Source organism: Lactobacillus crispatus (genome assembly GCF_018987235.1).
Classification (GTDB): domain Bacteria; phylum Bacillota; class Bacilli; order Lactobacillales; family Lactobacillaceae; genus Lactobacillus; species Lactobacillus crispatus.
The window spans coordinates 1,678,796-1,700,217 of the sequence record NZ_CP072197.1 but is presented as its reverse complement, the minus strand read 5'-3'; the positions used below and the strand labels follow the sequence as shown (position 1 = coordinate 1,700,217).

Below are 21,422 nucleotides of genomic sequence, written 5' to 3'. Positions count from 1 at the left end.
AATGTATCAAGAAAAAATCAAACAAGTTTTAATTAGAGAACACAAGGACCAGCCAACTTTAATTCAAAAAGAAAGCTATGATGCCATTCGCAATGGCGCGAGCCTGGTTGGATTGGCTAAGACAGGTACGGGTAAGACATTGGCTTATGCACTTCCTAGTTTGGAAAAAGCACAGCCAGGTAATGCTAACAGCGTGGTAATTATTGCGCCAACGACTGAATTAGCTGTACAAATTCGTCATGCAATTAATCCTTACATCCACGCTTTAGGATTAAAAGGCGTCAGCTTGGTTGGTGCTGGCAATAGAAAGAGACAAGAAGACAATCTGAAGAAAAAGCATCCTGAAGTGGTCGTAGCTACACCAGGCCGTTTTTTTGACTTCTTCTCAAGTGGTCGAATTAAAGTAAACCAGATCAAGACTTTGATTATTGATGAAGCCGATGATATTTTAGAATTTACTAAAATGGAATTGTTATCAGCATTAGGGCAAAATCTGGGTCCAGACAGTCAAATCTTATTATTTGGAGCAACAGATTCTGAGATTACACGGGATGCGGAGCAAGTTTTTAACCGTCATTTCTTGTTAGTAGATGTCAGAAATGAACAAGCTTCAGCGACTAAACATTATTTTTTGCAAGTAGACAATCAACACAAGATTGAATTTTTGCAGCGAATGACTAAGTTGGATCACTTTAAGGGAATTTTGTTTTTTGATTCAAATAAAACGATGATGCGCTTTGCTGGTATTTTTGGGCATACTAAGACTAAGTTCGAATTATTAGCTAATGAATTTGGTAAAGAACGCCGTGAAAAAGCCTTAAATGACCTAGCTACTGGTAAGACGAAATTGCTGCTGGCAACGGATTTGGCTGCGCGTGGGTTGGACATTCCAGGCCTTACCTATGTGATTAATTTTGATATTCCGAGCGAGACTAATACTTACATGCACCGGGCAGGAAGAACAGGTCGAATGAACGCTGAAGGTTATGTGGTTACTTTAGGCGATGATCACGATTTTCGTGATTTGAAGAAATTATTGGCAGATCAATTACAAATAGAGCGTGTCTACTTTGCAGGCTATCATTTAACAACTGAAAAGCCTAAACTCAAGAAGGAAAAGAAGCAGGCTAAAGAGCAGCCCATTAAGACTTCGACTAAGAAAAATAAAACTAAAAAACGCAAGAAACGTAATAAGAACAAGGGATATCATCCACATTACTTGAAAGGAAAGAAATGATTCGTTTAGTTAGATGGCTAGAGGACTATGTTTTGCCGCTAGCTAGTAGATGGGGTCAGATAAGATGGCTAGTTGCTTTACGGGATGCATTTGTCTCATTAATGCCAATTACAATGGCAGGATCATTAGCAGTTTTAATTAAGAGCTTAATTGAAGCAGCTCATGATCATTTAGGTTGGTATGCCTTTGCTTTTGCGATGCAGCCATTGGTAGCAATCAGTAATTTAGTTTGGCGAGGAACATTTTCATTATTTGCCTTTTTCTTAGCATTGGCTTTAGGCTATCAACTAGCAAAAGCTTTTGAAGGAAATAGACTTGCTGCTTCAATTGTGGCATTATCTTCTTTTGCACTAAGCATTGCCAATATAGCTAAGATTAAATTTCATGGTGATAATGTTACACTGCATAATGCATTTGACATTAGTCAGTTCTCAACTACTGGCCTCTTTACTGCTATTTTGTTTGGCTCATTAGGCTTTTTTATTTATTATGCTTGCTATAAAGCAAGGATTATTTTGCATGTGACATCGAACTTGCCCCATGCTGAACAAGCTGCTTTTGATTCTTTATTACCTGCAATGATTGCAATATTTGGTGTAGGCGGAATTAATTATTTGTTCCAAATTCTTACCGGTAAATATTTTGGAAATTGGTTGCTTACCACAATTCAAACTCCATTAGTAAAGTGGGGACAAGGCTTTGGTACGGTAATTGTCGTTACTTTATTAGTGCAGTTATTTTGGTTTTTTGGAATTAATGGTATAGGGGTTCTATCACCAATTTTGGATTCAATTTGGATGACTGCTCAAAATGATAACATCACAGCGATTAGTAATGGAAATATTCCATCATATGTATGGGTACGTGGCTCATTTGATGTCTTTGCCTGGTTTGGCGGTGCTGGTGGAACCTTAATGCTAATTGTGGCGATTTTAATGTTTTCTAAACGCAGTGATTATCGCACAATTGCCAAAATCTCACTAGCTCCAGGAATTTTTAACATTGGCGAACCAATTCTCTTGGGCCTGCCTGTAGTGCTAAATCCAGTGTATCTAATTCCATTTGTATTAGCGCCACTAGTTAATGTTGCCTTTTCTTATTGGGTTAGCATTATGGGATTGGTTAATCCAGTTCAAGTGGCAGTACCTAGCATCATGCCACCAGTTATTGGCCCATTTCTGGCTTGCAATTATGATTGGCGTGCAATTGTTTTAAGCATTTTAAATATGATTGTTACTTTGCTAATTTGGATGCCTTTTGTTAAAGCAGCTGATAAGATTGCTGATACCAACCATCCGAAAACATTTTTTAATCCACAATTCTAAAAAAAGGTTAACTATTACCACTTTTTTTGGTAAAGTTAATCTTAGGTTTGACCCCGTAGTTCATCTGGATAGAACAATGGTCTCCTAAACCGTAGAGGTGAGTTCGAATCTCACCGGGGTCATAGAAATAAGCCTGCAAGTATTGGTCTTGCAGGCTTTTTACATGCTTTGGTTATCCAAAAGATATCTTTATTATCCTAAGGGTTGAAGCATAATTGCAGTAATTAAGCCCCAAACTAGGAAAACACAGATTAGTGCAGTATAAAGTAAATATTTTCTAGTTTTAGCGGGTCTGTTTTTGTCCATACCAAAAACAAGGCAAAACGTTCCAATCAAAATAATTAAACCAGTTGTAATTAATAATAGTAATGATGAATTCATGCATCGACCAACTTTCAATTTAATACTTCCATTAAAACACAGAAAGCGGGTGCAAGATAGTCTAAAATCAGGTATAGTAAAATAGTTAAGCGGAGGAATTTTTTAATGAGGAAAATTAAGGTAATGACTGTTTTTGGAACGCGTCCAGAGGCAATCAAGATGGCACCACTTGTTTTGAAACTAAAAAAAGATGATCGTTTTGAAGAAGTAACGGTCGTTAGCGCACAACACCGCGAAATGTTGGACCAAGTGCTAGATATTTTTAAAATTAAACCAGATTATGACTTTAATATTATGCACCAAAATCAAACTCTAGAAGAAATTACTTCTAAAGTGATGATTGATTTATCTAAGGTGATCAAAGAAGAGAAACCAGATATTGTCTTGGTTCACGGCGATACGACGACTAGTTTTGCGGCTTCTTTAGCTACTTTTTATCAGCAAACTACATTGGGACATGTGGAGGCAGGTCTGAGAACTTGGAATAAGTATTCACCATATCCTGAAGAAATGAATCGGCAGATGACTGATGATTTAGCCGATTTATATTTTGCACCGACCGAATTGAGTAAGGCTAATTTACTGAAGGAAAATCACCATTCTGATTTTATTTTCGTTACTGGAAATACGGCAATCGATGCTTTAGCACAGACTGTACAACAAGATTATCATCATGAGGTAATGGACGCAATTACTCCTGGTAATAAGGTGATTTTGGTTACTATGCACCGTCGAGAAAATCAAGGTGAGCCAATGCGCCGAGTATTTAAAGTAATGCGGCAAGTAATTGATTCGCATCCTGATGTAGAAATTATTTATCCAGTTCACTTATCTCCACGAGTACAAAAAGTGGCTAATGAAGTGCTTGGTGGTGATCCAAGGATTCATTTGATTGAGCCGCTTGATGTAGTAGATTTCCATAACTTAGCTAAACGTTCATACTTTATCATGACTGATTCAGGTGGCGTACAAGAAGAAGCTCCTAGTTTAGGTAAACCAGTTTTGGTTTTACGTGATACGACGGAACGTCCTGAAGGCGTAAAGGCCGGTACCTTGAAGTTAGTTGGAACTGAAGTCGACAAGGTGCGTGAAGAAATGCTAGCTTTGTTAGAAAACAAAAACGAATATGATCGGATGGCGAATGCCAAAAATCCATATGGAGATGGACATGCAGCTGATCGAATTATGGATGATATTTATTATTACTTTAATCAAGATAGTGAAAGTAAACCAAAGGATTTTGAGTAAAAAAATAAAGAGACAGTTTTAATTTTTGCTGTCTCTTTTATTTTTTTGTTCTTGAATGCGCATTTTTGCACGTTCAATCATAGTATGTTCTTGCTTTTGAAAGACTGATCTAGTAGTTAAGTAATTGAATACACCGACTAAAATTTGGTCGATAATTTTGACTAGTAATGCGTTTAAATGCAGCCAGGATAAGCCGACTAACATAATTAATGTATCAGGGATTAAACTGATGACGCGATAAGTGAAAAAGACGATTAGTTTATGCCACGTGCTGTGTTCATGATCGACATTATTGATAAAAACAGCCTTTTGGTTAAACCAGAAAGATGCCAGGTTGGAGACGATGAAGGCGATGGTGTTAGAAATTACCATCACATTATGCCACCATGAGTGTAAGACCATGAAGACTAAGGTATTGATTAATGCAGCGACAAAGCCGAAAACCATGTAAACCCAAAGATTACGGTGTCGCTTGATTAATTTTTGACCTAGACGGCGTATTTGTGCCTGATCAACAGCTGTGACGTCTTTTTTGTTATTAGCCATTTAACTTATCGGCCATTTCCTTTGCAGCTTGATCGATTGCAGCGACTGCATCATCATCTGGCGCATTTTCAATTGTTACGGGTTTAGTAATTTCAGTTGCGCCGCAATCCTTGAATGCTTTTTCATAGTCAAAAACATTTTCACAAAAGTGTTCACCGTAGGTCTTATCGCCAGAACCCATCACAGCAAAATGTTTGCCTGTTAGATCTAAGTCTTTTAACTCCCCATAAAAGTCTGCCAATTCATCAGTCATTACGCCTTCACCATAGGTGTAGGTGATAAAAATGCAAAGATCACTATCTAAGTAGTCATTGGCATCAGTGAAGCCGACATCACTTGTTTCAACGTCAAAGCCATAATCTTGAAGATCTTCTTCTAAAATATCAGCCATGTCTTCATCGTTACCAGTCATGCTGGCATAAACAATTCTTGCTTTCATGATTTTTCATACCTTTCACTGCATTATACGACATCTTATTATACATGAAACTATTGCAAAAACGTTTAGTTTTAGCAAACTTTAAAAATATTTCAGGCCTGAATTGTCAAATTAAGTGCAACAGTTAGGCTATGAGGAAATATATTGCTTGAAGAGTTCTTCTGCTGTGTGATATTGAAGGATTCGACGATGTTTGCGGTTAATGGCATCAGTTGCCTGTTGAACATAAGCAGCTGACTTATCTTTCATGCTTTTGCCTTTAGGGAAGAATTGACGCAGAAGTCCATTGCAGTTCTCATTGGTGCCTCTTTCCCATGGAGAATATGGGTGGGCGAAGTAGATCTGGCAGCCTTTGATCTTGGTCATATCCGCAAACTCAGAGCCATTGTCAAACGTGATCGATTTAAACCAGGCAGGATGTCTGTCAATCTCATTTTGAAGCAGCCTTTGGCATGTGCTTGCCCGATAGTCAGGAATCTTGATAACTACTTCAAAGCGTGTGGTTCTTTCGGTCAAAGTCATTAAAGCAGGCTGATTCTTGCGTCTGACGCCTTTAACCAGATCTCCTTCCCAGTGCAGCGGCGTTTTTCTGTCTTCAATCTCTTTAGGACGCTGTTCAATGGAATTGCCAAGATTCTTCTTGTGCAAAGCATGACCGCTCTGGCCGTGATGACGCTTGTTCCTGCGTCTTTTGAGCTTCATAGGCAGATCAATATTGCTTATGTCCAGCAAGCCCTGATCAATATAGCGATAGACAGTTGGTGTGCTGGGACAAGGGTAGCCTGGCATAGTCCTTTTGAATTCACCAACGAATTCATCGATGCTGGTGGCATCAAATTTAGCTTTGAAGCGTCTGGAGAGCATTCTCAAAAAGACAGCATAATGCTTCAATGGATTGCGCTGATAGCAGTTTTTGCGACGCTTCTCATAATAAAGCTGTGCAGTATCAGCGTAATAGTGCTCATACAATAAATAGCTGCTGTCTCTTTGCAGGACGCTTCCGCGTTTGATTTCGCGACTGATTGTCGACTTATGGCAGCCGACTTCTTGAGCGATAACAGTACGGGAAGTTATGCCGGAATCCAGCATTGCTTGAATTTGTCCACGTTGTACGCTGGTTAATTGATGATAGTGCTTAGAAATGCTAGAATTTGAATTGGTCATGAAGATCTTCCTTTCTTGATTTTTCGTCACTTCAAGTTTAGGTCTTCATGGCCTTTTTGTTTAACACTTGGTGTTGCACTTCAATTTTAAATCCGGGAAAATATTTCAGGTATTTCTAGAGTTTTGTTTTGATTCTACAAAAACCCGACCTTTTAAAAGTATTTTGGAAAACGGTATAATAGAAATATCTGAAACTAAATAAAAATTTATAAAGGAGAAATTATTTTGATTACAATTAAATCAATTCGTGAACTTAAAGGCATGCAAGCTTCAGGACATCTTCTTGCAACTATGTTTGAAGGCTTACGTGATGTGATTAAGCCAGGCATTTCTACCTGGGAAATTGAAGAGTTTTGTCAAGACTTCGTATCAAGTCGTGGCGGCCGCCTTTCAGAACAAGGTTTTGAAGGTTATAAGTATGGTACTTGTATTTCGGTTAACGATGAAATTGCCCACCAAACTCCAAGAAAAGATCGCATCTTAAAGGAAGGCGATATTGTTAAGGTTGATGTAACTTGCAACTTGAACGGTTATGAATCAGATTCATGTACTACTTATCCAGTTGGCGAAATTTCCGAAGCTGATAAGAAATTAATTGAAGTAACCAAAAAAGCAATGTATCTCGGAATTGACCAAGCTGTTTTAGGTAACAGAATTGGTGATATCGGTGCTGCTATCCAACATTATGTTGAAGATGAAAATCATTACGGTGATGTACGTGAATTAATTGGCCACGGTATTCAACCATCAATTCATGAAGATCCAGAAGTTCCTCACTGGGGCAAGGCAGGTCATGGTCTTCGCTTGCGTGAAGGCATGACTATTACTTGTGAACCTATGGTAGAAGCTGGTGGCGACTGGCACATCGACCAACGTACTGTTGACGATCCTAACGATGATTGGGTTTACTACGCAACTCCAGATGGTTCTAATGCTGCTCAATTTGAACACACCTTTGCAATTACAAAAGATGGTCCTAAGATCTTGACTCTGCAGCATCCTTACGATGGCTTAGAAAAGTACATCCCTCACTTTGATGAGATGGATGATTAGGATAATGGATGAAAAATGGTAAAAACCATTTTGGTTTAAAAATTGGGCAATTTATTTCTACATTACGAACCACCTTATCTCAAGGAGAGATATTTGCTAGTTCAATTATTATTGCCTACTACATTTTGTTTTCTATTTTTCCGATTATTATTATCATTGGTAACGTGTTACCGTTGTTTCACATTGATACTGCGCCTATTGCTGAATATTTGAACTTGGTTTTTCCAGACCAAGTGTCTAAATTCATTATGCCAATTATAAATTCTTTATTGAAAACTACATCAACAGGCTATATTTCTTTTGGTATTGTGTTTGCAGTTTGGTCATTATCAAATATGGTTAATGCAATTCGTCTTGGAGAAAATAGACTTTATGGGGTTCATCAAGTTGAATTAAAATTATCAATGCTTAATTTTCTTTGGACTAGAACTATTACTTTTGTTTTTACAGGATTGATGATTCTAGTATTTACAATTGCTACATTGGCCTTGGTTTTTGGGCAACAAGTACTCAACTTTTTAGGACCGATTTTTCAGCTACCACTTAATGAAATTAGCAAGATCTTTAGTTATCGCTATCCAGTATTAATATTGGTTATAATGCTAGCATTATGGTATTTGAACTATGTTTTGCCTAATATAAAACTCAAAAAGAGAGTAATTTGGCCAGGAGTTTTTGTAACTGTTGTAGGCTGGTTAGCCCTATCATTTCTTTTTAGTTTCTATTTACACCATTTCCCGATTACTTGGGAGAATTATGGCATTGTTGGTACGTTTATCATCTTTATGCTCTGGTTGAATATTGCAGCAGTATTATTTTTATTTGGCGTTGGTGTTAACGCTGCTATTGTGCGAAACCGTGTTGGACAAGTTGAATATTCTGCTGGTCGTATTGCCAGTTATATTCAAAAGAAAAGACGAAAAACTAAGTAGCTGGAAAATGCATATTTTGTTATGATGAACTTATAAAATTGAAATAGAAAGTGTGCTTTTATGAAAGTAAGAAAAGCCGTTATCCCATCAGCTGGTTTGGGTACTAGATTTTTACCTGCAACTAAGGCTTTACCTAAGGAAATGTTACCTATCGTTGATAAACCAACAATTCAGTTTATCGTTGAAGAGGCTAAAAAGTCAGGAATCGAAGATATTTTAATTGTAATTGGCAAGAACGAACGCCCAATTGAAGATCACTTTGATTCTAATCCAGAACTAGAACAAGATTTGGAAGAAAAGGGTAAAAAAGAATTGCTTCGCCTAACCGAAGGAATTACTGATTTAGGCGTTAACTTGTATTACACTCGTCAACCGCATCCAGCAGGTTTAGGAGACGCCATCTTCCGTGCTCGCAGTTTTGTTGGGGATGAACCGTTTGTAGTTATGTTGGGCGACGACTTAATGGAAGATAAGGTGCCATTGACCAAGCAATTGATCGATCGCTATAACAAGACGCATGGTTCTACAATTGCAGTTATGCCTGTGCCACATGAAGAAGTTTCTAAGTATGGTGTCATCGAACCGGAAAATGAGATCATGCCAGGACTGATCAATGTTAAGTCATTCGTTGAAAAGCCTGATATTGATAAAGCACCTAGTGATTATGCCATTATTGGTCGTTACTTATTAACACCTGAAATTTTTGATATTTTGGCTAACCAAAAACCAGGTCGTGGCGGTGAAATTCAATTGACTGATGCGATTGATACAATGAACAAGATTCAACGTGTCTTTGCTCATGTCTTTAAAGGCGAACGTCATGATGTTGGTAACAAAGAAGGCTACCTTGAAACTTCAATTGAATATGGTTTGAAGCACCCAGAAATTAAGGAACAATTGCGGGCATATATCATGCAATTGAGCAAGAAGTTTGAAGCCGAAGGTAAGCAAAATAAAAAATAAGCTTAATTATTAGGGAGACTACGCTGCGGCGTAGTCTTTTTATGTTTTTCTTAATATTTTTTTGCTATTATCATATTTGTTAAAAAATATACATTATGGAGAGAAAATATATGAAGGACATTTATATTGTTGCGGCTAAAAGAACACCTTTTGGCAAGTACCGAGGATTTTTTAAGGATGCTTCTGCAATTGATTTGGGTGTAATGGCCTTGAAAGGAACAATGAAGGCGGGCAATATTAAGCCAGCTGATGTTCAAGCACTGTTTATGGGGAATGTTTTGGATACCGGCTTAGGTGAGAATATGGCTCGCCAAGTTGCCTTACATTCAGGGATGAGTGAAGCTTCTGCAGCCGTTACAATTAATGAAGTCTGCGGCTCAAGTCTGAAAGCTTTACGTCTAGCTCAAGGACAGATGGAACTAGGCGATTTGGATCTAGTAGCTGTCGGCGGTAGTGAGAGCATGACTAATGCGCCTTATTTTGTTAAAAAAGAAAACAAAAATGATCCAGCAGATCACCTAGTAAGTACTATGCTTAACGATGGTTTGATGGATGCTTTTTCTGGCAAGCATATGGGAATTACTGCCGAAAACGTAGCAGAAAAATATCATGTTAGTCGTCAGGATATGGATGAATTTGCATTGCAGTCGCATAAAAAGGCAGCTGCAGCAGTTAAATCCGGATTTTTTGATAATGAGATCCTGGATGTGGAGATTGATGGTCAAAGTTTAGATCATGATGAACCAATTCGTCCGGATACAACGCTTGAGGCATTGAGTAACTTAAAGCCTGTTTTTAAGGCGGATGGTGAAGTGACTGCCGGAAACTCGTCTCCTTTGACTGATGGTGCAAGTATGTTAGTTCTGGCAACTAAGGAGAAAATGAAAGAGTTAGGCTTAACGCCAATTGCCAAGTTAGGTGAATTTGCGGAAGCTGGCTTTGATCCTGCACTGATGGGTTATACTCCATATTATGCGGTTAAAAAACTGCTTAAGAAGACGGGACGTAATTTTGATGACTATGATATTATCGAATTAAATGAAGCTTTTGCGGCCCAAAGCGTAGCGGTAGCTCGCGACTTACAAATTCCAACTGATAAATTGAATATTATGGGTGGCGCAATCGCGTTAGGTCATCCTTTAGGTGCAACGGGTACACGCTTAGTTGCTAGTGCAATTAGTGGATTAAAGAAGAGAAAAGGCAGACGTGCCCTGGTTACTTTGTGTATCGGTGGCGGTCAGGCGATTGCTTATGAAATCGAGAATGCAGAATGAAATTTTATCAATTAGAGCCTGAAGCTAGACGTAAGTTATTACAGGACGAAGGTATTGCATTAGGGCAAATCGATGATACGGTTTTGAGACGTCTAGATGAATTGAGTGAAAATGTTGTAGGGCAGCTGCGTTTGCCTTTAGGCGTAGTACAAAACTTAATAGTCAATGGACAAAAATACTGGGTGCCAATGGCTGTTGAAGAACCTTCAGTAGTTGCTGCCGCCAATCATGGAGCTAGTATCTTTGCTAGAAATGGTGGTGTGACAGCTAGCAGCGACCGACAAGGGATTTATGGTCAAATCGTTTTGAAGGTGAATGCTTCCTTTTCACTAATTGGATTAGAAAAGGAATTTCCTAAGTTGGTTGAGTTGGTTAATCAAAAATTTACTAGCCTAGTGCGTCATGGCGGTGGCGTTAAAAAAATCACAGCTGTTCAAAAGGAAAATTTACTTTATTTGAAAGTACTGGTAGATCCAGCCGAAGCAATGGGCGCAAATAAAACCAACTCAATTCTAGAATTTTTAGCTACTAAATTAGAAGCTCATGCGGGAATTGATGAAAAATTATTTGCCATTTTGTCAAATTATCCTAGTCAATTGACCACAGTTAAGGTAAAAATTGATCCTGAGACGATTGGGGGATTGCAAGTTGCACGGCGTGTTGCTCTACTGGGGAAAATAGGGCTTGATGATCCTTATCGCGCAGTTACCAATAATAAAGGAATTATGAATGGTGCCGACGCCGTATTGATTGCGACAGGCAATGATTATCGGGCAATTGAAGCAGCCACTGCAGTTTTAGCCAATCATGATGGCCAATATCGCAGTTTATCAAAGTGGACGATGCAGGGTAGTTATTTAGTTGGCGAATTGACTTTGCCAATGGCGATTGGAGTAGTTGGCGGTTCAATTAAAGCTCGGCATGATGTCCAGCAAAGCTTTGCTATTTTGGGGCAAAAAATCACGAGTAAAACATTAGCCGAGATCATTGTTAGTGTTGCTCTAGCAAACAATTTAGCCGCTTTACTGGCAATTTCTACTGTCGGCATTCAAGCAGGGCATATGAAATTGCAGGCTAGAAATGTAGTCACTGAATTAACCGATGACGAACATGAGCGCAAGCAGCTACTAGCTGCGATGATTAGTGAAAAAAATTATTCTGAAAGTCATGCTAAGGAGCTTTTAGCAAAAATAAGAAAGGAAAAATAATGCAAGTAGGTATTGATCAAATTGGACTTTTTACGCCAGACAAGTACGTTGATATGGTCGATTTGGCGAACGCAAGAAAGCAAGATCCAAATAAGTTTTTAGTTGGCATTGGTCAAAGAGAGATGAGTGTTGCGGATATTACGCAAGATGCAGTTTCAATGGGAATTAATGCGACTTTAAAGTTTATTGACAAGATTGATAAGAACAAAGTTGGTCTATTAATTTTTGGGACTGAAAGCAGTATTGATCAATCAAAGTCAGCTTCTTTATTTGTAAAAACAGCCTTAAAGTTGAAGCCAGAAGTAAGAACTTTTGAAGTAAAGGAAGCTTGCTTTGGTTTAACGGCAGCCTTAATGATGGCACGTGATTTTGTTCGGGTACATCCTGAACAAACCGCAATTGTCATCGGTAGTGATATTGCTCGCTATGGTGTTAATACTGCTGGTGAGGTAACACAAGGAGCCGGTAGCGTGGCAATGCTCATCAAAGCTGACCCAAGCATTTTAGCCCTAAATAATGGTCATTCAGCTTACAGCGAAGATATTAACGACTTCTGGAGACCAAATTATTCTCGCACCGCTTTAGTTGACGGCAAGTATTCGACTCAAGTTTACTTGGATTTCTTCAAGAAGACCTTTACTGATTATAAGAAGCAAAAAGGATTGAAAACAAGCGACTTTGATGCGATTACTTACCATTTGCCATTTACTAAGATGGGGATGAAGGCTAACAATATTGCTATTGAGTGGCAAGATCAAGCAACAATGATCAAGTTGGAGCGTAGTTTTGCGGCTGCTAAACAATTATCAAGCCGAGTAGGTAATATCTACACCGCTTCACTTTATATGAGTTTACTTAGTTTGCTAGAGAATGGTGAATTACCCGCTGGCTCATTAATTGGCCTGTTTTCATATGGTTCAGGTGCAATGGCTGAGTTTTATAGTGGCAAGTTGGTTGAAGGATATGAAAAACAAATTGATCCTACAGCTGATCAAGCAATGCTTGATCGGCGGAAGAAGCTGACAGTTAAGCAATATGAAGACGTCTTCAATACGGCTTTGTTAGATCCTGAGGATGGTTTAGAATTAACTAGCGACGATGAAGTAGGTACTTGGTATTTTGCTGGTACTAAGGATCATATTCGTCAATACCGCGTAAAAGAATAAGAAAAAGAGCACATTTGTGCTCTTTTTTTACATTAAAATTGCTTGTCCAGTATCTTCGCGAATCTGTAGGCCGAAAATGGAATATTCTTTTTGGTCAATGACCATTAACAAGGGGATGCCGCGACCACGCATGCGGCCAACTAATTTAATCAATTTTTGTTTGGTCATTGCTGTTTGCCCGGGTAGCAGCAGACATTTTCCTTCGGCAATAGTGAGTTTTCCCCACTTAAGTAGTTTGTCATCATGCTTTAGATAAAATTTAGTATTCAGGTTCAGGTCATCGATTAATTGAAGCAAGTCTGTTAAGCGCATTTTTCAGTATAATTAAGTCATAAGGATTGTAAATTTTCAGCAATTTAATTATAAAATGAAAAGTGAAATAATTGAATTTGGAAGTGTTAAAAGATGAAAAAGAAACTATTATTGTCTTCCGCATTAATTGCTGGAGCTGGCTTGTTTGCGGCAAGCGAGTACTTTTTCAAGATGGCGATGACACCGTTTAATAAAAAAGCTGACTCCAAAGAATTATCAGGCAAGGATCCACTTTATCGTGATAAGGTTTGGTTTAGAGATTTTTCTAAGAAAAAATGGACTTTAAAAACTGATAGCGGCATAACTTTGTTCGCCCAGTACCTTGATCAACATGCCAAAAAAACCGCAATTTTATTACATGGCTTTATGAGTGATGGAGATAGTATGGCTGGTTTTGCCAAAATGTTTTATGATTTTGGTTATAATGTTCTCGTTCCAGACGCACGTGCCCAAGGGCGCAGCGAAGGTAAGTATATCGGCTATGGCTGGGTTGAAAAAGATGATATTTTGCGTTGGATCTATCAAGTAATTGATCAAACTGGTACAAATGCCAAAATTGTAATTATGGGTCAAAGCATGGGTGGTGCAACGGCAATGATGGTAAGCGGTATGCTTTTGCCACCACAAGTGAAAGCTTTTATTGAAGATTGTGGTTATTCAACCGTGAAAGGTGAAATTAACTATCAAGCTCAAAATTTATTTCATATGAAGGCTTTTCCACGGTTTCCAATAGTTGATTTGGTTAGTGGAATTAATAGAGTGAAAAATGGCTTTTATTTAAAAGATGCTTCTGCGGTTGCTCAGTTAAATAAAAATACGCGACCATTTTTATTTATTCATGGCGGCAAGGATCACTTTGTGCCAACTAAGATGGTCTGGCAAAATTATGCGGCAACAGCTGCTCCAAAGCAAATTTGGCTTGCGCCACTTGCAGGGCATGCTTTGTCTTATCCAATGTATCCAAAGCAATATCGACAACAAGTAGAAAGATTTTTGCAAAAATATGTGGGTTAGTTCTTGTAAACGGTTTCACAACTAGATATAATGAATAGTGTGGAAGAGGTAGAAATAAAAGTTAACAACTATAAAAAAATATAAGTAAGTTTTTATCTCCAGAATTGTATTATTATTGGAAACTTGAAAGATTCTCTATACGTAGAGGTGTCAGCCATAAATAGCTTAATTAAAAATTATTTGATTAATTATCATTGGCTGTTCGCAACAACTCCAATTTATTAAAAGTTACATTTTATGTAAAGACCCGAACAAGTGAATGTTAATATTGGTTGCGATAATGCCATTGTTTAAATACATACCAAACAACTAAAAATCGTGACTATCAATTGATGAGCTACCTCATCCACTTGAAATTGCGGCTACTAAGGGACAGGATTGTCCAGTAGCCGCTTTTTTATATACAAAAACAACCTAGCCCAAGACTAGGTTGTTGGATTTATCTATCTTTTCTGAGCACTAACTTAGCAATTGCCTCACAGCGTGGGGTTTGTGGTAACATGTCTACATTTTGGATGACCCGAACATCATATGCCTCGCTAAGTAAAACTAAGTCTTGAGCTAAGGTTGAGGGATTACATGAGATGTAGACAAAAGTTTCAGGTTTAACCCGCAAGAGGGTTTTGATCAAGCTTTTAGCTAAGCCCGTTCTTGGTGGGTCTACGATTAAAGCATTGATTGCAACACCACTATTTTGTAATTCTGGCAAAACCTTTTCAACACTGCCTTGAATATAATCAGCGTTTTTGATGTGGTTAAGCTCGACATTATGTTGTGCGTCTTTGACTGCCTCTGGAATGGTTTCGATTCCAACAACTTGCTTAACGCGGTCAGCTGCCAAAATACCTAAGGTACCAACACCACTATAGGCATCAATCAAGGTTTGATCGGGGGTTAGGTCTAAGTATTTCAATGCTTCTGAGTAAAGATTGATGGTTTGAACTGGGTTCAATTGGAAGAAGGCACGTGGTGATAAGGCGAATTTTTTACCTAAGATTTCTTCGGTGATTTGATTCTTGCCCAAAAGCTTTTCGGTTTTATTTCCCCAAACTTGTGGATTCTGCCATTCGGTTTCATTCTGATAGACAGAAACTACATGATCAAGTTTCATAATTTCTTTAGCAAGAGGGATTAAGTTCTTAATCTTGTGGCCGATCGTGATCAAGGTTACCTGGATTTCCTTAGTTGCTTCTGATTGACGGACAACTACGGTCTTAATGCCAGGTAAATGACGACGATAGTTGGCAACAGGAACATGCAATTTTTCAATTAAAACCTTGATTTTACGTTCCGTTTTTTGTGTATCTTCACTTTGAGTTGGCATCTTTGGTAAGTCAATCAAGCGGTGGGAATTTGGAGCAAAAAGTCCAAGCTTAAGTTGACCATGATCTTTTTCAATTTGATATTGAGCCTTGTTGCGATAATGCCATGGGTCAGGAGCAGCGATAGTATTTTTAACTTTATACTTATTGTAATTACGAGGATGGTACTTGCGTAATGATTCAAGCATATTGTTCTTCTTGAATTCAAGTTGTTTGTCGTAAGACAAGTGTACTAATTCTAAGCCACCAATCTCGGGATCAACACCTTCAGGGAAGTCTACGCGATCTGGACTTTTTTCTTTAATTCTAACCAGTTCGCCTTGGATGTAGTGTGGATATGATTTAACAATCTTGGCAACTACTACTTCGTCTGGCAAGGCACCAGGAATGAAGATAATCTTTTTCTTGTAGTAACCAATTCCTTCACCATTAATTCCTAAACTTTTAATAGTGATGATGACGTCTTTTTCATGTTTTGGTTTATTATGGGTAAATTTTCTGTTCATCGTTAATTCTTTCTACTAAAAACTAAATTGTGTTCAATTAATTGTACTACCTGGAAAAAGTTCTTAGCAAGCTTTAGCAAAATTTGCTAGCATGGATGTAGAAAAATATGCGAGGTGAAACAAGTTGATCATAACCAAAGTAAGTGCACAAAAACGGCCAGGTCGCTATAATATTTTTATTGATGGAAAATATGCTTTTTCTGCCGGAGAGAAAACGTTGGCAGAATTTGTGCTGCTTAAAGGTAAAGAATTAAATGATGAGCAGGTTGAAAAGATTAGGCAATTTGATGCTGATGCTAAGGCTAGTGATTTAGCGGCTCATTTTTTGAGTTACGAGCCTCGGACCATCTTTGAGGTGCTGCAATATTTAAAAAAACACGAAATCTCTGATGAAGCAGCCAATAGTGCTGTTAGTCAATTGAATGAATTAGGCTATCTTGATGATCGTCAATATGCCAAGCTGTTTATCAAAAATGATTTGCGTGTTGGCTCTGATGGCCCTAAAAGTTTATTACGAAAGTTGACGCAAAAAGGCGTTGATCCTGAAATTAGTCAGGATAAGTTAGATGAAATTGATGAAGAAGATTGGCTCGAAGTGGGCCAACGCGTGATTAAGTCGATGAGCCATCAAGTTGGCAAGATTTCACAGCGTGAATTAGAGCGTAAGATGCGTACTAAATTATTAACGCATGGCTTTGATAGCGGGATTAGTAACGTTATTATTGATGCAATGGATCTTAAAGAAGATGGGAATGCACAAACAGAAGCTTTGAAGAAACAAGGAATTAAGGCTTACAAACGTTTTAGAAATCTTCCAGAAATTGAACGCAATTTTAAAATAAAAAAATATTTGTTTAGTCACGGTTTTTCATCAGGTGAGATTGATGCCTTTTTAAACGGTGAAATAATTGATTTAGACGAATTAGTAGAATATTAGGAGAAAAAATGAAGAAAAATATTGAATCAAGATTATTTATTGGTCGTCCATTTCCAGCTGGTTTGATGAATGCTCAAAAGAGCTTTATGGAAGCTAATCAGCAAATGGAAAATGATGAAACTTTTCAAAAATTTTTAGCTGATCATAATTTAGAAAATAAGCGTTCTGTCCTAGTGGTATCAGGTGAGGACAGCTTTATGTATTGGTATGGCGTTTTAGCAGATGTAGCAAAAGATGAAGTGCCAACGGGTTTAATGAAGTTTGAATTACCAGCTGCAGAGGTAGCGGAGGAAGTAGAAGAGAATCAAACTTTAGTCTTTTTCAACTTACCGTTGACTAGTACCGTGCCAAATTTTGCCAAAAAAGTAGTTGCTAGCGGAATTGAAGTACATGAAAATTTGGGTGACAGTGACACGCCATATATTACTTGGGATCTTGACATGGATACAAAAAAACTGGCCCAAGTAATGTACTTGAAGGCCAGCAAGTAATTAATGCTGCTCAGGGTCGATTGACAGGTTATCGTATTCAACATAAGCGCCAAGACAAGTTGAAACAAACATGATTAACAAAACAAAGCCGATGGAGCTGCCTACGATTTGATCAAGTGTTAAAAGAGCACGTATTATGTAGGTAGCAGCAAAGCAAAGAACAAAGTCTAAGATAATATTAGCTGCTAAAAGCCAGTAGCGTCGTCTGATACTGAAGAAACGTAAAAGCTGCTTCAGTAAGCCATCGTTGGTTTGAACAGCTAATAAATCAACAGGCCGTTGAATAGTAGCCTTGACAGCAAACATAATGATTGCGCCAACTAATGAGCCGATTAATGTGCGATAAAGTTCAGCTGAATGTAAAACTAATGCATTATAGCCGATTCCAATAATAGCTAAGCTACAGATATATGGAATTAGCAAAAGAAATGTAAAAACGAGTAAGACATGACTTTTTTTCATGACGAACCTCCTAGTCTTATGTGCTATTTTAACATAATTGTTATTGGCTCTATGCTATAATAGCTATATTTAGATAACTTTTTTAAGAAAGAGAGTACGAAAATGAATAGTGATCCTGGAGCGGGAACTCTGTTTGGTCGCTTAAAAAATAGATTATCCGGCGATAAAAAAGTGGGGACTAAAGATCATTTAGAAAAAGAAATTGTTACTTTACATGAAAGTCATAAAATTGATGATACAGAATTTTCAATGCTAGAAGGTATTTTGGACTTTCAGGGTAAGACAGCCCGTGAAGTAATGGTACCTAGAACGGATGCTTTCATGGTTGATCGAGAAGTCAGTTTTCAAGACAATCTAGATGAAATCCTTCGTGAGCCATATTCTAGAATTCCCGTTTATCAACGTGATAAGGATAAGATTGTAGGGATTATTCATATCAGAACGGTTTTACGAAAGGCTAAACAAAAGGGTTTTGATAATCTTGACTATAAAGATGTCATGACTGAGCCGCTGTTTGCACCAGAAACTGCCGAGCTGGGCGATTTGTTGATGGAAATGCAGCAAACGCAACGACAATTAGCAATTTTGACAGATGAATATGGCGGTGTAACTGGATTAGCTACAATTGAAGATTTGGTTGAAGAGATTGTGGGCGATATTGATGATGAGGTTGATCACACTGAGATTCTTTTTAATCAAATAGCTCCAAATAAGTACATTATTTACGGTAAGATGCCATTAGATGATTTTAATGAGCAATTTGGTACTAATCTTCAAATGGAAGATGTTGATACGATAGCAGGCTATGTGATCAATACTTTAAAAGTGATTCCAGCTAAGGAAGAAAAGTTAACAGTTGATATTGGTGATGGGATGACTTTGACCACTAGAAGGATGAAGGGGTCACGCTTGTTGACGGTATTATTAACGATTGATGAATCAAAAAAGGAAGAAGATAGCGAGGACTAATGGACAAAGAGTTAGCAAATAAAGTAAAAAAGAGAAGAACATTTGCAATTATTTCTCACCCCGATGCAGGTAAGACAACGATTACTGAACAAATGCTTTTGTTTGGTGGGGTAATTCGTAAAGCAGGTACGGTTAAGGCACGTAAAACTGGCAATTTTGCTACTAGTGACTGGATGGAAATCGAAAAGAAGCGTGGGATTTCTGTTACTAGTTCGGTTATGCAGTTTGAATATCAAGGCAAGCGGATCAATATTTTGGATACGCCAGGTCACCAAGATTTCTCAGAAGATACGTACCGTACTTTAATGGCAGTGGACTCGGCAGTCATGGTAATTGACTCTGCTAAAGGTATCGAGCCACAGACAAAGAAGTTGTTTAAGGTTGTTAAGCAACGTGGTATTCCAATTTTCACGTTTATGAACAAGCTTGATCGTGATGGACGTCCACCATTAGATTTAATTGCGGAATTGGAAGATTTGCTTGGTATCGAGGGTGTAGCAATGGACTGGCCAATTGGTTCAGGTCAAACTTTAAAGGGTCTATATGATATCGCTAATAATCGTGTTGAGCTTTACCGCAAAAATGATCAAGATCGCTTTTTACCATTAGATCAAGATGGTAAGTTGCCTGATAGTGAGCCACTTAGTCAAGATCCTCAATTCCAGGATACTCTGGATGAAATTGATTTGATTAAAGAAGCTGGGAATAAGTTTGACCGCGAGAAGATTGCTATGGGTGATCAAACTCCTGTCTTCTTTGGCTCAGCTTTGACCAATTTTGGGGTTGAGACATTCTTGAACAGCTTTGTTGATTTGGCTCCAGCACCAGAGAGTCACACAGTTAATGGGGATGAGGAGCTAAGTCCAGAAGATCCAGAATTTTCAGGCTTTGTCTTCAAGATTCAGGCTAATATGAATCCTCATCACCGTGACCGAATCGCCTTTGTTAGAGTCGGTTCTGGTGAATTCAAGAAAGGGTTGGACGTAACTTTAGCTAGAACTGATAAGCCAATTCGTTTAAATAATGCGACTGAATTCATGTCAAGCGAGCGAGTACAAGTTTCTGATGCGGTAGCTGGCGATATAGTTGGCTTATACGATACTGGTAATTTTCAAATTGGTGACAGTATTTATGCTGGTAAGCGCAAGATTGTTTATCCACCATTACCAGAATTTACACCTGAATTATTTATGCGAGTAACTGCTAAGAACGTGATGAAGCAAAAATCATTCCATAAGGGGATGAACCAGCTAGTCCAAGAAGGTGCAATTCAGCTTTACCGCAATTATCAAACGGATGAGTATATTCTTGGTGCTGTTGGTCAATTGCAGTTTGAAGTGTTCCAATTCAGAATGAAGAATGAATATAATTCTGAAGTTGAAATGAACAGTATTGGTCATCGTGTTGCGCGCTGGATTGATCCAGAGCAACTTGATCCGCGGATGTCCAATAGTCGTAACTTATTGGTAAAAGATCGCTATGGTAATCCATTGTTCTTGTTTGAAAATGAATTTGCTGAGCGCTTCTTCCACGATAAATATCCAGATGTTAAATTAACTGAAAAACTTTAAGCAAAATAAAAGCTATGGGAATTAATGCGGCACTAAAAAAAGCACGTCAATCGCGGGGACTGACACAAGAACAATTTGTAGCAGGAATTTTATCACCAGCTCATTATTCTAAAATTGAGCGTGGCTTGCATGACATATCAGCTAAGGACTTAATGGCAATTTTGCAGAAAAATAAAATTTCATTTGCTGAATTCTTTAAGCAAAATATGATCTCACAAGCTGACGATGAAAACAGTTTAGGTGATCAATTACAGATTGCTTATTATAATCAAGATCTTAACCAAGTTAGAAAATTGGTAACAAAAATTCAACAACTGCCGCATCATGATCTTCTAAAAATCAAAGCTAAGTTGATTTTTACCTTACTTGAAGGAAAACGTAAATTTGATGTCAAAGATAAAAATATAATATTGCAGCGTTTATTTGCAGGCGATAATTGGCTTCAAGATGAATTTAGTTTAGATTTGTTAGCAAATTTTGGTGCTTCTATCTTTACTCATGATGATTTTACTTTTTTCTTTCAAAAAATTTTCACTACTTATAATGATAAAATGTCTGAGCAGACAGAAAAAATGCAAACAACAATTGCCACTATTTGTGTGAATTATTTATATACTTGTGCTGAAAATAAATTTGTAAAAGATAATAAAGAGCCTATTTATTTACTTGGGCAATTAAGTCAAACGCCATCTCTAGTCTTATATAAAATCATTGGTCATTTTTATCAATGCTATTTTGCTGGAGATACAGAGCAGGTATTAGCTATTAAGAAATTGATCAAGGCAAGTAATTTAGAAAATATTCTGTCTATTCTTCCAGAATAATCTGCATATATGCAGATTGAAGATCATTTTTGCAGAAAGCTATTTTTATCGTGAACTAAAGCAGATAATGAATCCAAC

22 protein-coding genes and 1 tRNA gene are annotated in these 21,422 nt (G+C 37.8%); 16 read left to right on the top strand and 7 right to left on the bottom strand.

The annotated features are described in order from the left end of the window. Window position 1: 1 nt before the first annotated feature. The 3 genes from J6L97_RS08260 (at window position 2) to J6L97_RS08250 (ending at window position 2,684) form a co-directional block, all read left to right on the top strand. Window positions 2-1,237, top strand: coding sequence for a DEAD/DEAH box helicase (locus J6L97_RS08260; RefSeq protein WP_005718576.1), 1,236 nt, complete (start codon window positions 2-4; stop codon window positions 1,235-1,237). Further along, window positions 1,234-2,562, top strand: coding sequence for a PTS sugar transporter subunit IIC (locus J6L97_RS08255; protein ID WP_057726552.1), 1,329 nt, complete (start codon window positions 1,234-1,236; stop codon window positions 2,560-2,562). Before J6L97_RS08260 ends, J6L97_RS08255 begins: the two co-directional genes overlap by 4 nt. A gap of 49 nt (window positions 2,563-2,611) precedes the next feature. Further along, window positions 2,612-2,684 (top strand) — tRNA-Arg (locus J6L97_RS08250). Window positions 2,685-2,754: 70 nt separating this feature from the next. Here J6L97_RS08250 and J6L97_RS08245 read toward each other — a convergent pair. Continuing rightward, window positions 2,755-2,943: a hypothetical protein gene (locus tag J6L97_RS08245; RefSeq protein ID WP_005724266.1), complete on the bottom strand. Its 189-nt coding sequence runs from the start codon at window positions 2,941-2,943 to the stop codon at window positions 2,755-2,757. 105 nt (window positions 2,944-3,048) lie between these two features. On the opposite strand from J6L97_RS08245, the gene wecB reads away from it, so the two are divergent. Beyond that, window positions 3,049-4,191 carry a non-hydrolyzing UDP-N-acetylglucosamine 2-epimerase gene (gene wecB, locus J6L97_RS08240; RefSeq protein WP_005724265.1) on the top strand — a complete coding sequence of 381 codons (1,143 nt, stop codon included), beginning with the start codon at window positions 3,049-3,051 and terminating at the stop codon, window positions 4,189-4,191. Window positions 4,192-4,209: 18 nt separating this feature from the next. On the opposite strand, the gene J6L97_RS08235 is transcribed toward wecB, so the two are convergent. The 3 genes from J6L97_RS08235 to J6L97_RS08225 all read right to left on the bottom strand — a co-directional run bounded on the left by J6L97_RS08235 (window position 4,210) and on the right by J6L97_RS08225 (window position 6,340). Further along, window positions 4,210-4,737, bottom strand: a complete 528-nt coding sequence (locus J6L97_RS08235) for a GtrA family protein (RefSeq protein WP_005718582.1) — start codon at window positions 4,735-4,737, stop codon at window positions 4,210-4,212. After that, window positions 4,730-5,176 (bottom strand): flavodoxin domain-containing protein, encoded by a 447-nt coding sequence (locus J6L97_RS08230; RefSeq protein WP_005718584.1) that lies wholly within the window; start codon window positions 5,174-5,176, stop codon window positions 4,730-4,732. The genes J6L97_RS08235 and J6L97_RS08230 overlap by 8 nt, the downstream gene beginning before the upstream one ends. Window positions 5,177-5,305: 129 nt before the next feature. Continuing rightward, on the bottom strand, window positions 5,306-6,340 hold the full coding sequence (locus J6L97_RS08225) for an IS30 family transposase (RefSeq protein ID WP_123811765.1): 1,035 nt from the start codon (window positions 6,338-6,340) through the stop codon (window positions 5,306-5,308). Window positions 6,341-6,565: 225 nt separating this feature from the next. Here J6L97_RS08225 and map point away from each other — a divergent pair, with 225 nt between their 5' ends. The 6 genes from map (at window position 6,566) to J6L97_RS08195 (ending at window position 12,936) form a co-directional block, all read left to right on the top strand. Continuing rightward, window positions 6,566-7,393 carry a type I methionyl aminopeptidase gene (map, locus tag J6L97_RS08220; protein ID WP_005721525.1) on the top strand — a complete coding sequence of 276 codons (828 nt, stop codon included), beginning with the start codon at window positions 6,566-6,568 and terminating at the stop codon, window positions 7,391-7,393. Window positions 7,394-7,401: 8 nt separating this feature from the next. Further along, entirely contained in the window at window positions 7,402-8,325 is a 924-nt protein-coding gene (locus J6L97_RS08215) for a YihY/virulence factor BrkB family protein (protein WP_057726880.1), read from the top strand. A 60-nt stretch (window positions 8,326-8,385) separates the two neighbouring features. Then, window positions 8,386-9,288, top strand: a complete 903-nt coding sequence (galU, locus tag J6L97_RS08210) for a UTP--glucose-1-phosphate uridylyltransferase GalU (protein ID WP_057726881.1) — start codon at window positions 8,386-8,388, stop codon at window positions 9,286-9,288. Between the two features lie 110 nt (window positions 9,289-9,398). Then, window positions 9,399-10,562 carry a thiolase family protein gene (locus J6L97_RS08205; protein ID WP_005724262.1) on the top strand — a complete coding sequence of 388 codons (1,164 nt, stop codon included), beginning with the start codon at window positions 9,399-9,401 and terminating at the stop codon, window positions 10,560-10,562. Then, a complete protein-coding gene (locus tag J6L97_RS08200) occupies window positions 10,559-11,770 on the top strand; it encodes a hydroxymethylglutaryl-CoA reductase (RefSeq protein ID WP_057726882.1) in 1,212 nt (403 codons plus the stop codon). Before J6L97_RS08205 ends, J6L97_RS08200 begins: the two co-directional genes overlap by 4 nt. Then, window positions 11,770-12,936: a hydroxymethylglutaryl-CoA synthase gene (locus J6L97_RS08195; RefSeq protein ID WP_054832938.1), complete on the top strand. Its 1,167-nt coding sequence runs from the start codon at window positions 11,770-11,772 to the stop codon at window positions 12,934-12,936. Before J6L97_RS08200 ends, J6L97_RS08195 begins: the two co-directional genes overlap by 1 nt. A 27-nt stretch (window positions 12,937-12,963) precedes the next feature. Here the strand turns inward: J6L97_RS08195 and J6L97_RS08190 are convergent, their stop codons facing one another. Next, entirely contained in the window at window positions 12,964-13,248 is a 285-nt protein-coding gene (locus J6L97_RS08190) for a hypothetical protein (protein ID WP_005722686.1), read from the bottom strand. Window positions 13,249-13,341: 93 nt separating this feature from the next. Here J6L97_RS08190 and J6L97_RS08185 point away from each other — a divergent pair, with 93 nt between their 5' ends. Continuing rightward, complete coding sequence (locus J6L97_RS08185) at window positions 13,342-14,262, top strand: alpha/beta hydrolase (protein WP_013086024.1); 921 nt, start codon at window positions 13,342-13,344, stop codon at window positions 14,260-14,262. 439 nt (window positions 14,263-14,701) lie between these two features. Here the strand turns inward: J6L97_RS08185 and rlmD are convergent, their stop codons facing one another. After that, on the bottom strand, window positions 14,702-16,090 hold the full coding sequence (rlmD, locus tag J6L97_RS08180; protein WP_057726883.1) for a 23S rRNA (uracil(1939)-C(5))-methyltransferase RlmD: 1,389 nt from the start codon (window positions 16,088-16,090) through the stop codon (window positions 14,702-14,704). Window positions 16,091-16,214: 124 nt separating this feature from the next. Between rlmD and recX the strand changes: the two genes are divergently transcribed. Then, window positions 16,215-17,027 (top strand): recombination regulator RecX, encoded by an 813-nt coding sequence (gene recX, locus J6L97_RS08175; protein WP_057726884.1) that lies wholly within the window; start codon window positions 16,215-16,217, stop codon window positions 17,025-17,027. An 8-nt stretch (window positions 17,028-17,035) separates the two neighbouring features. Then, entirely contained in the window at window positions 17,036-17,518 is a 483-nt protein-coding gene (locus J6L97_RS08170; RefSeq protein ID WP_005722693.1) for a hypothetical protein, read from the top strand. Here J6L97_RS08170 and J6L97_RS08165 read toward each other — a convergent pair whose 3' ends face one another. After that, window positions 17,519-17,980 carry a hypothetical protein gene (locus J6L97_RS08165; protein ID WP_005718600.1) on the bottom strand — a complete coding sequence of 154 codons (462 nt, stop codon included), beginning with the start codon at window positions 17,978-17,980 and terminating at the stop codon, window positions 17,519-17,521. A gap of 102 nt (window positions 17,981-18,082) precedes the next feature. On the opposite strand from J6L97_RS08165, the gene J6L97_RS08160 reads away from it, so the two are divergent. From J6L97_RS08160 to J6L97_RS08150, 3 genes are read left to right on the top strand one after another with little or no spacing between them, the layout of a single operon-like run. After that, window positions 18,083-18,949: a hemolysin family protein gene (locus J6L97_RS08160; RefSeq protein ID WP_005726242.1), complete on the top strand. Its 867-nt coding sequence runs from the start codon at window positions 18,083-18,085 to the stop codon at window positions 18,947-18,949. Continuing rightward, window positions 18,949-20,520 carry a peptide chain release factor 3 gene (locus tag J6L97_RS08155; protein WP_057726885.1) on the top strand — a complete coding sequence of 524 codons (1,572 nt, stop codon included), beginning with the start codon at window positions 18,949-18,951 and terminating at the stop codon, window positions 20,518-20,520. Before J6L97_RS08160 ends, J6L97_RS08155 begins: the two co-directional genes overlap by 1 nt. 14 nt (window positions 20,521-20,534) lie before the next feature. Next, on the top strand, window positions 20,535-21,344 hold the full coding sequence (locus J6L97_RS08150) for a helix-turn-helix domain-containing protein (RefSeq protein ID WP_013086029.1): 810 nt from the start codon (window positions 20,535-20,537) through the stop codon (window positions 21,342-21,344). Window positions 21,345-21,422 lie beyond the last annotated feature (78 nt).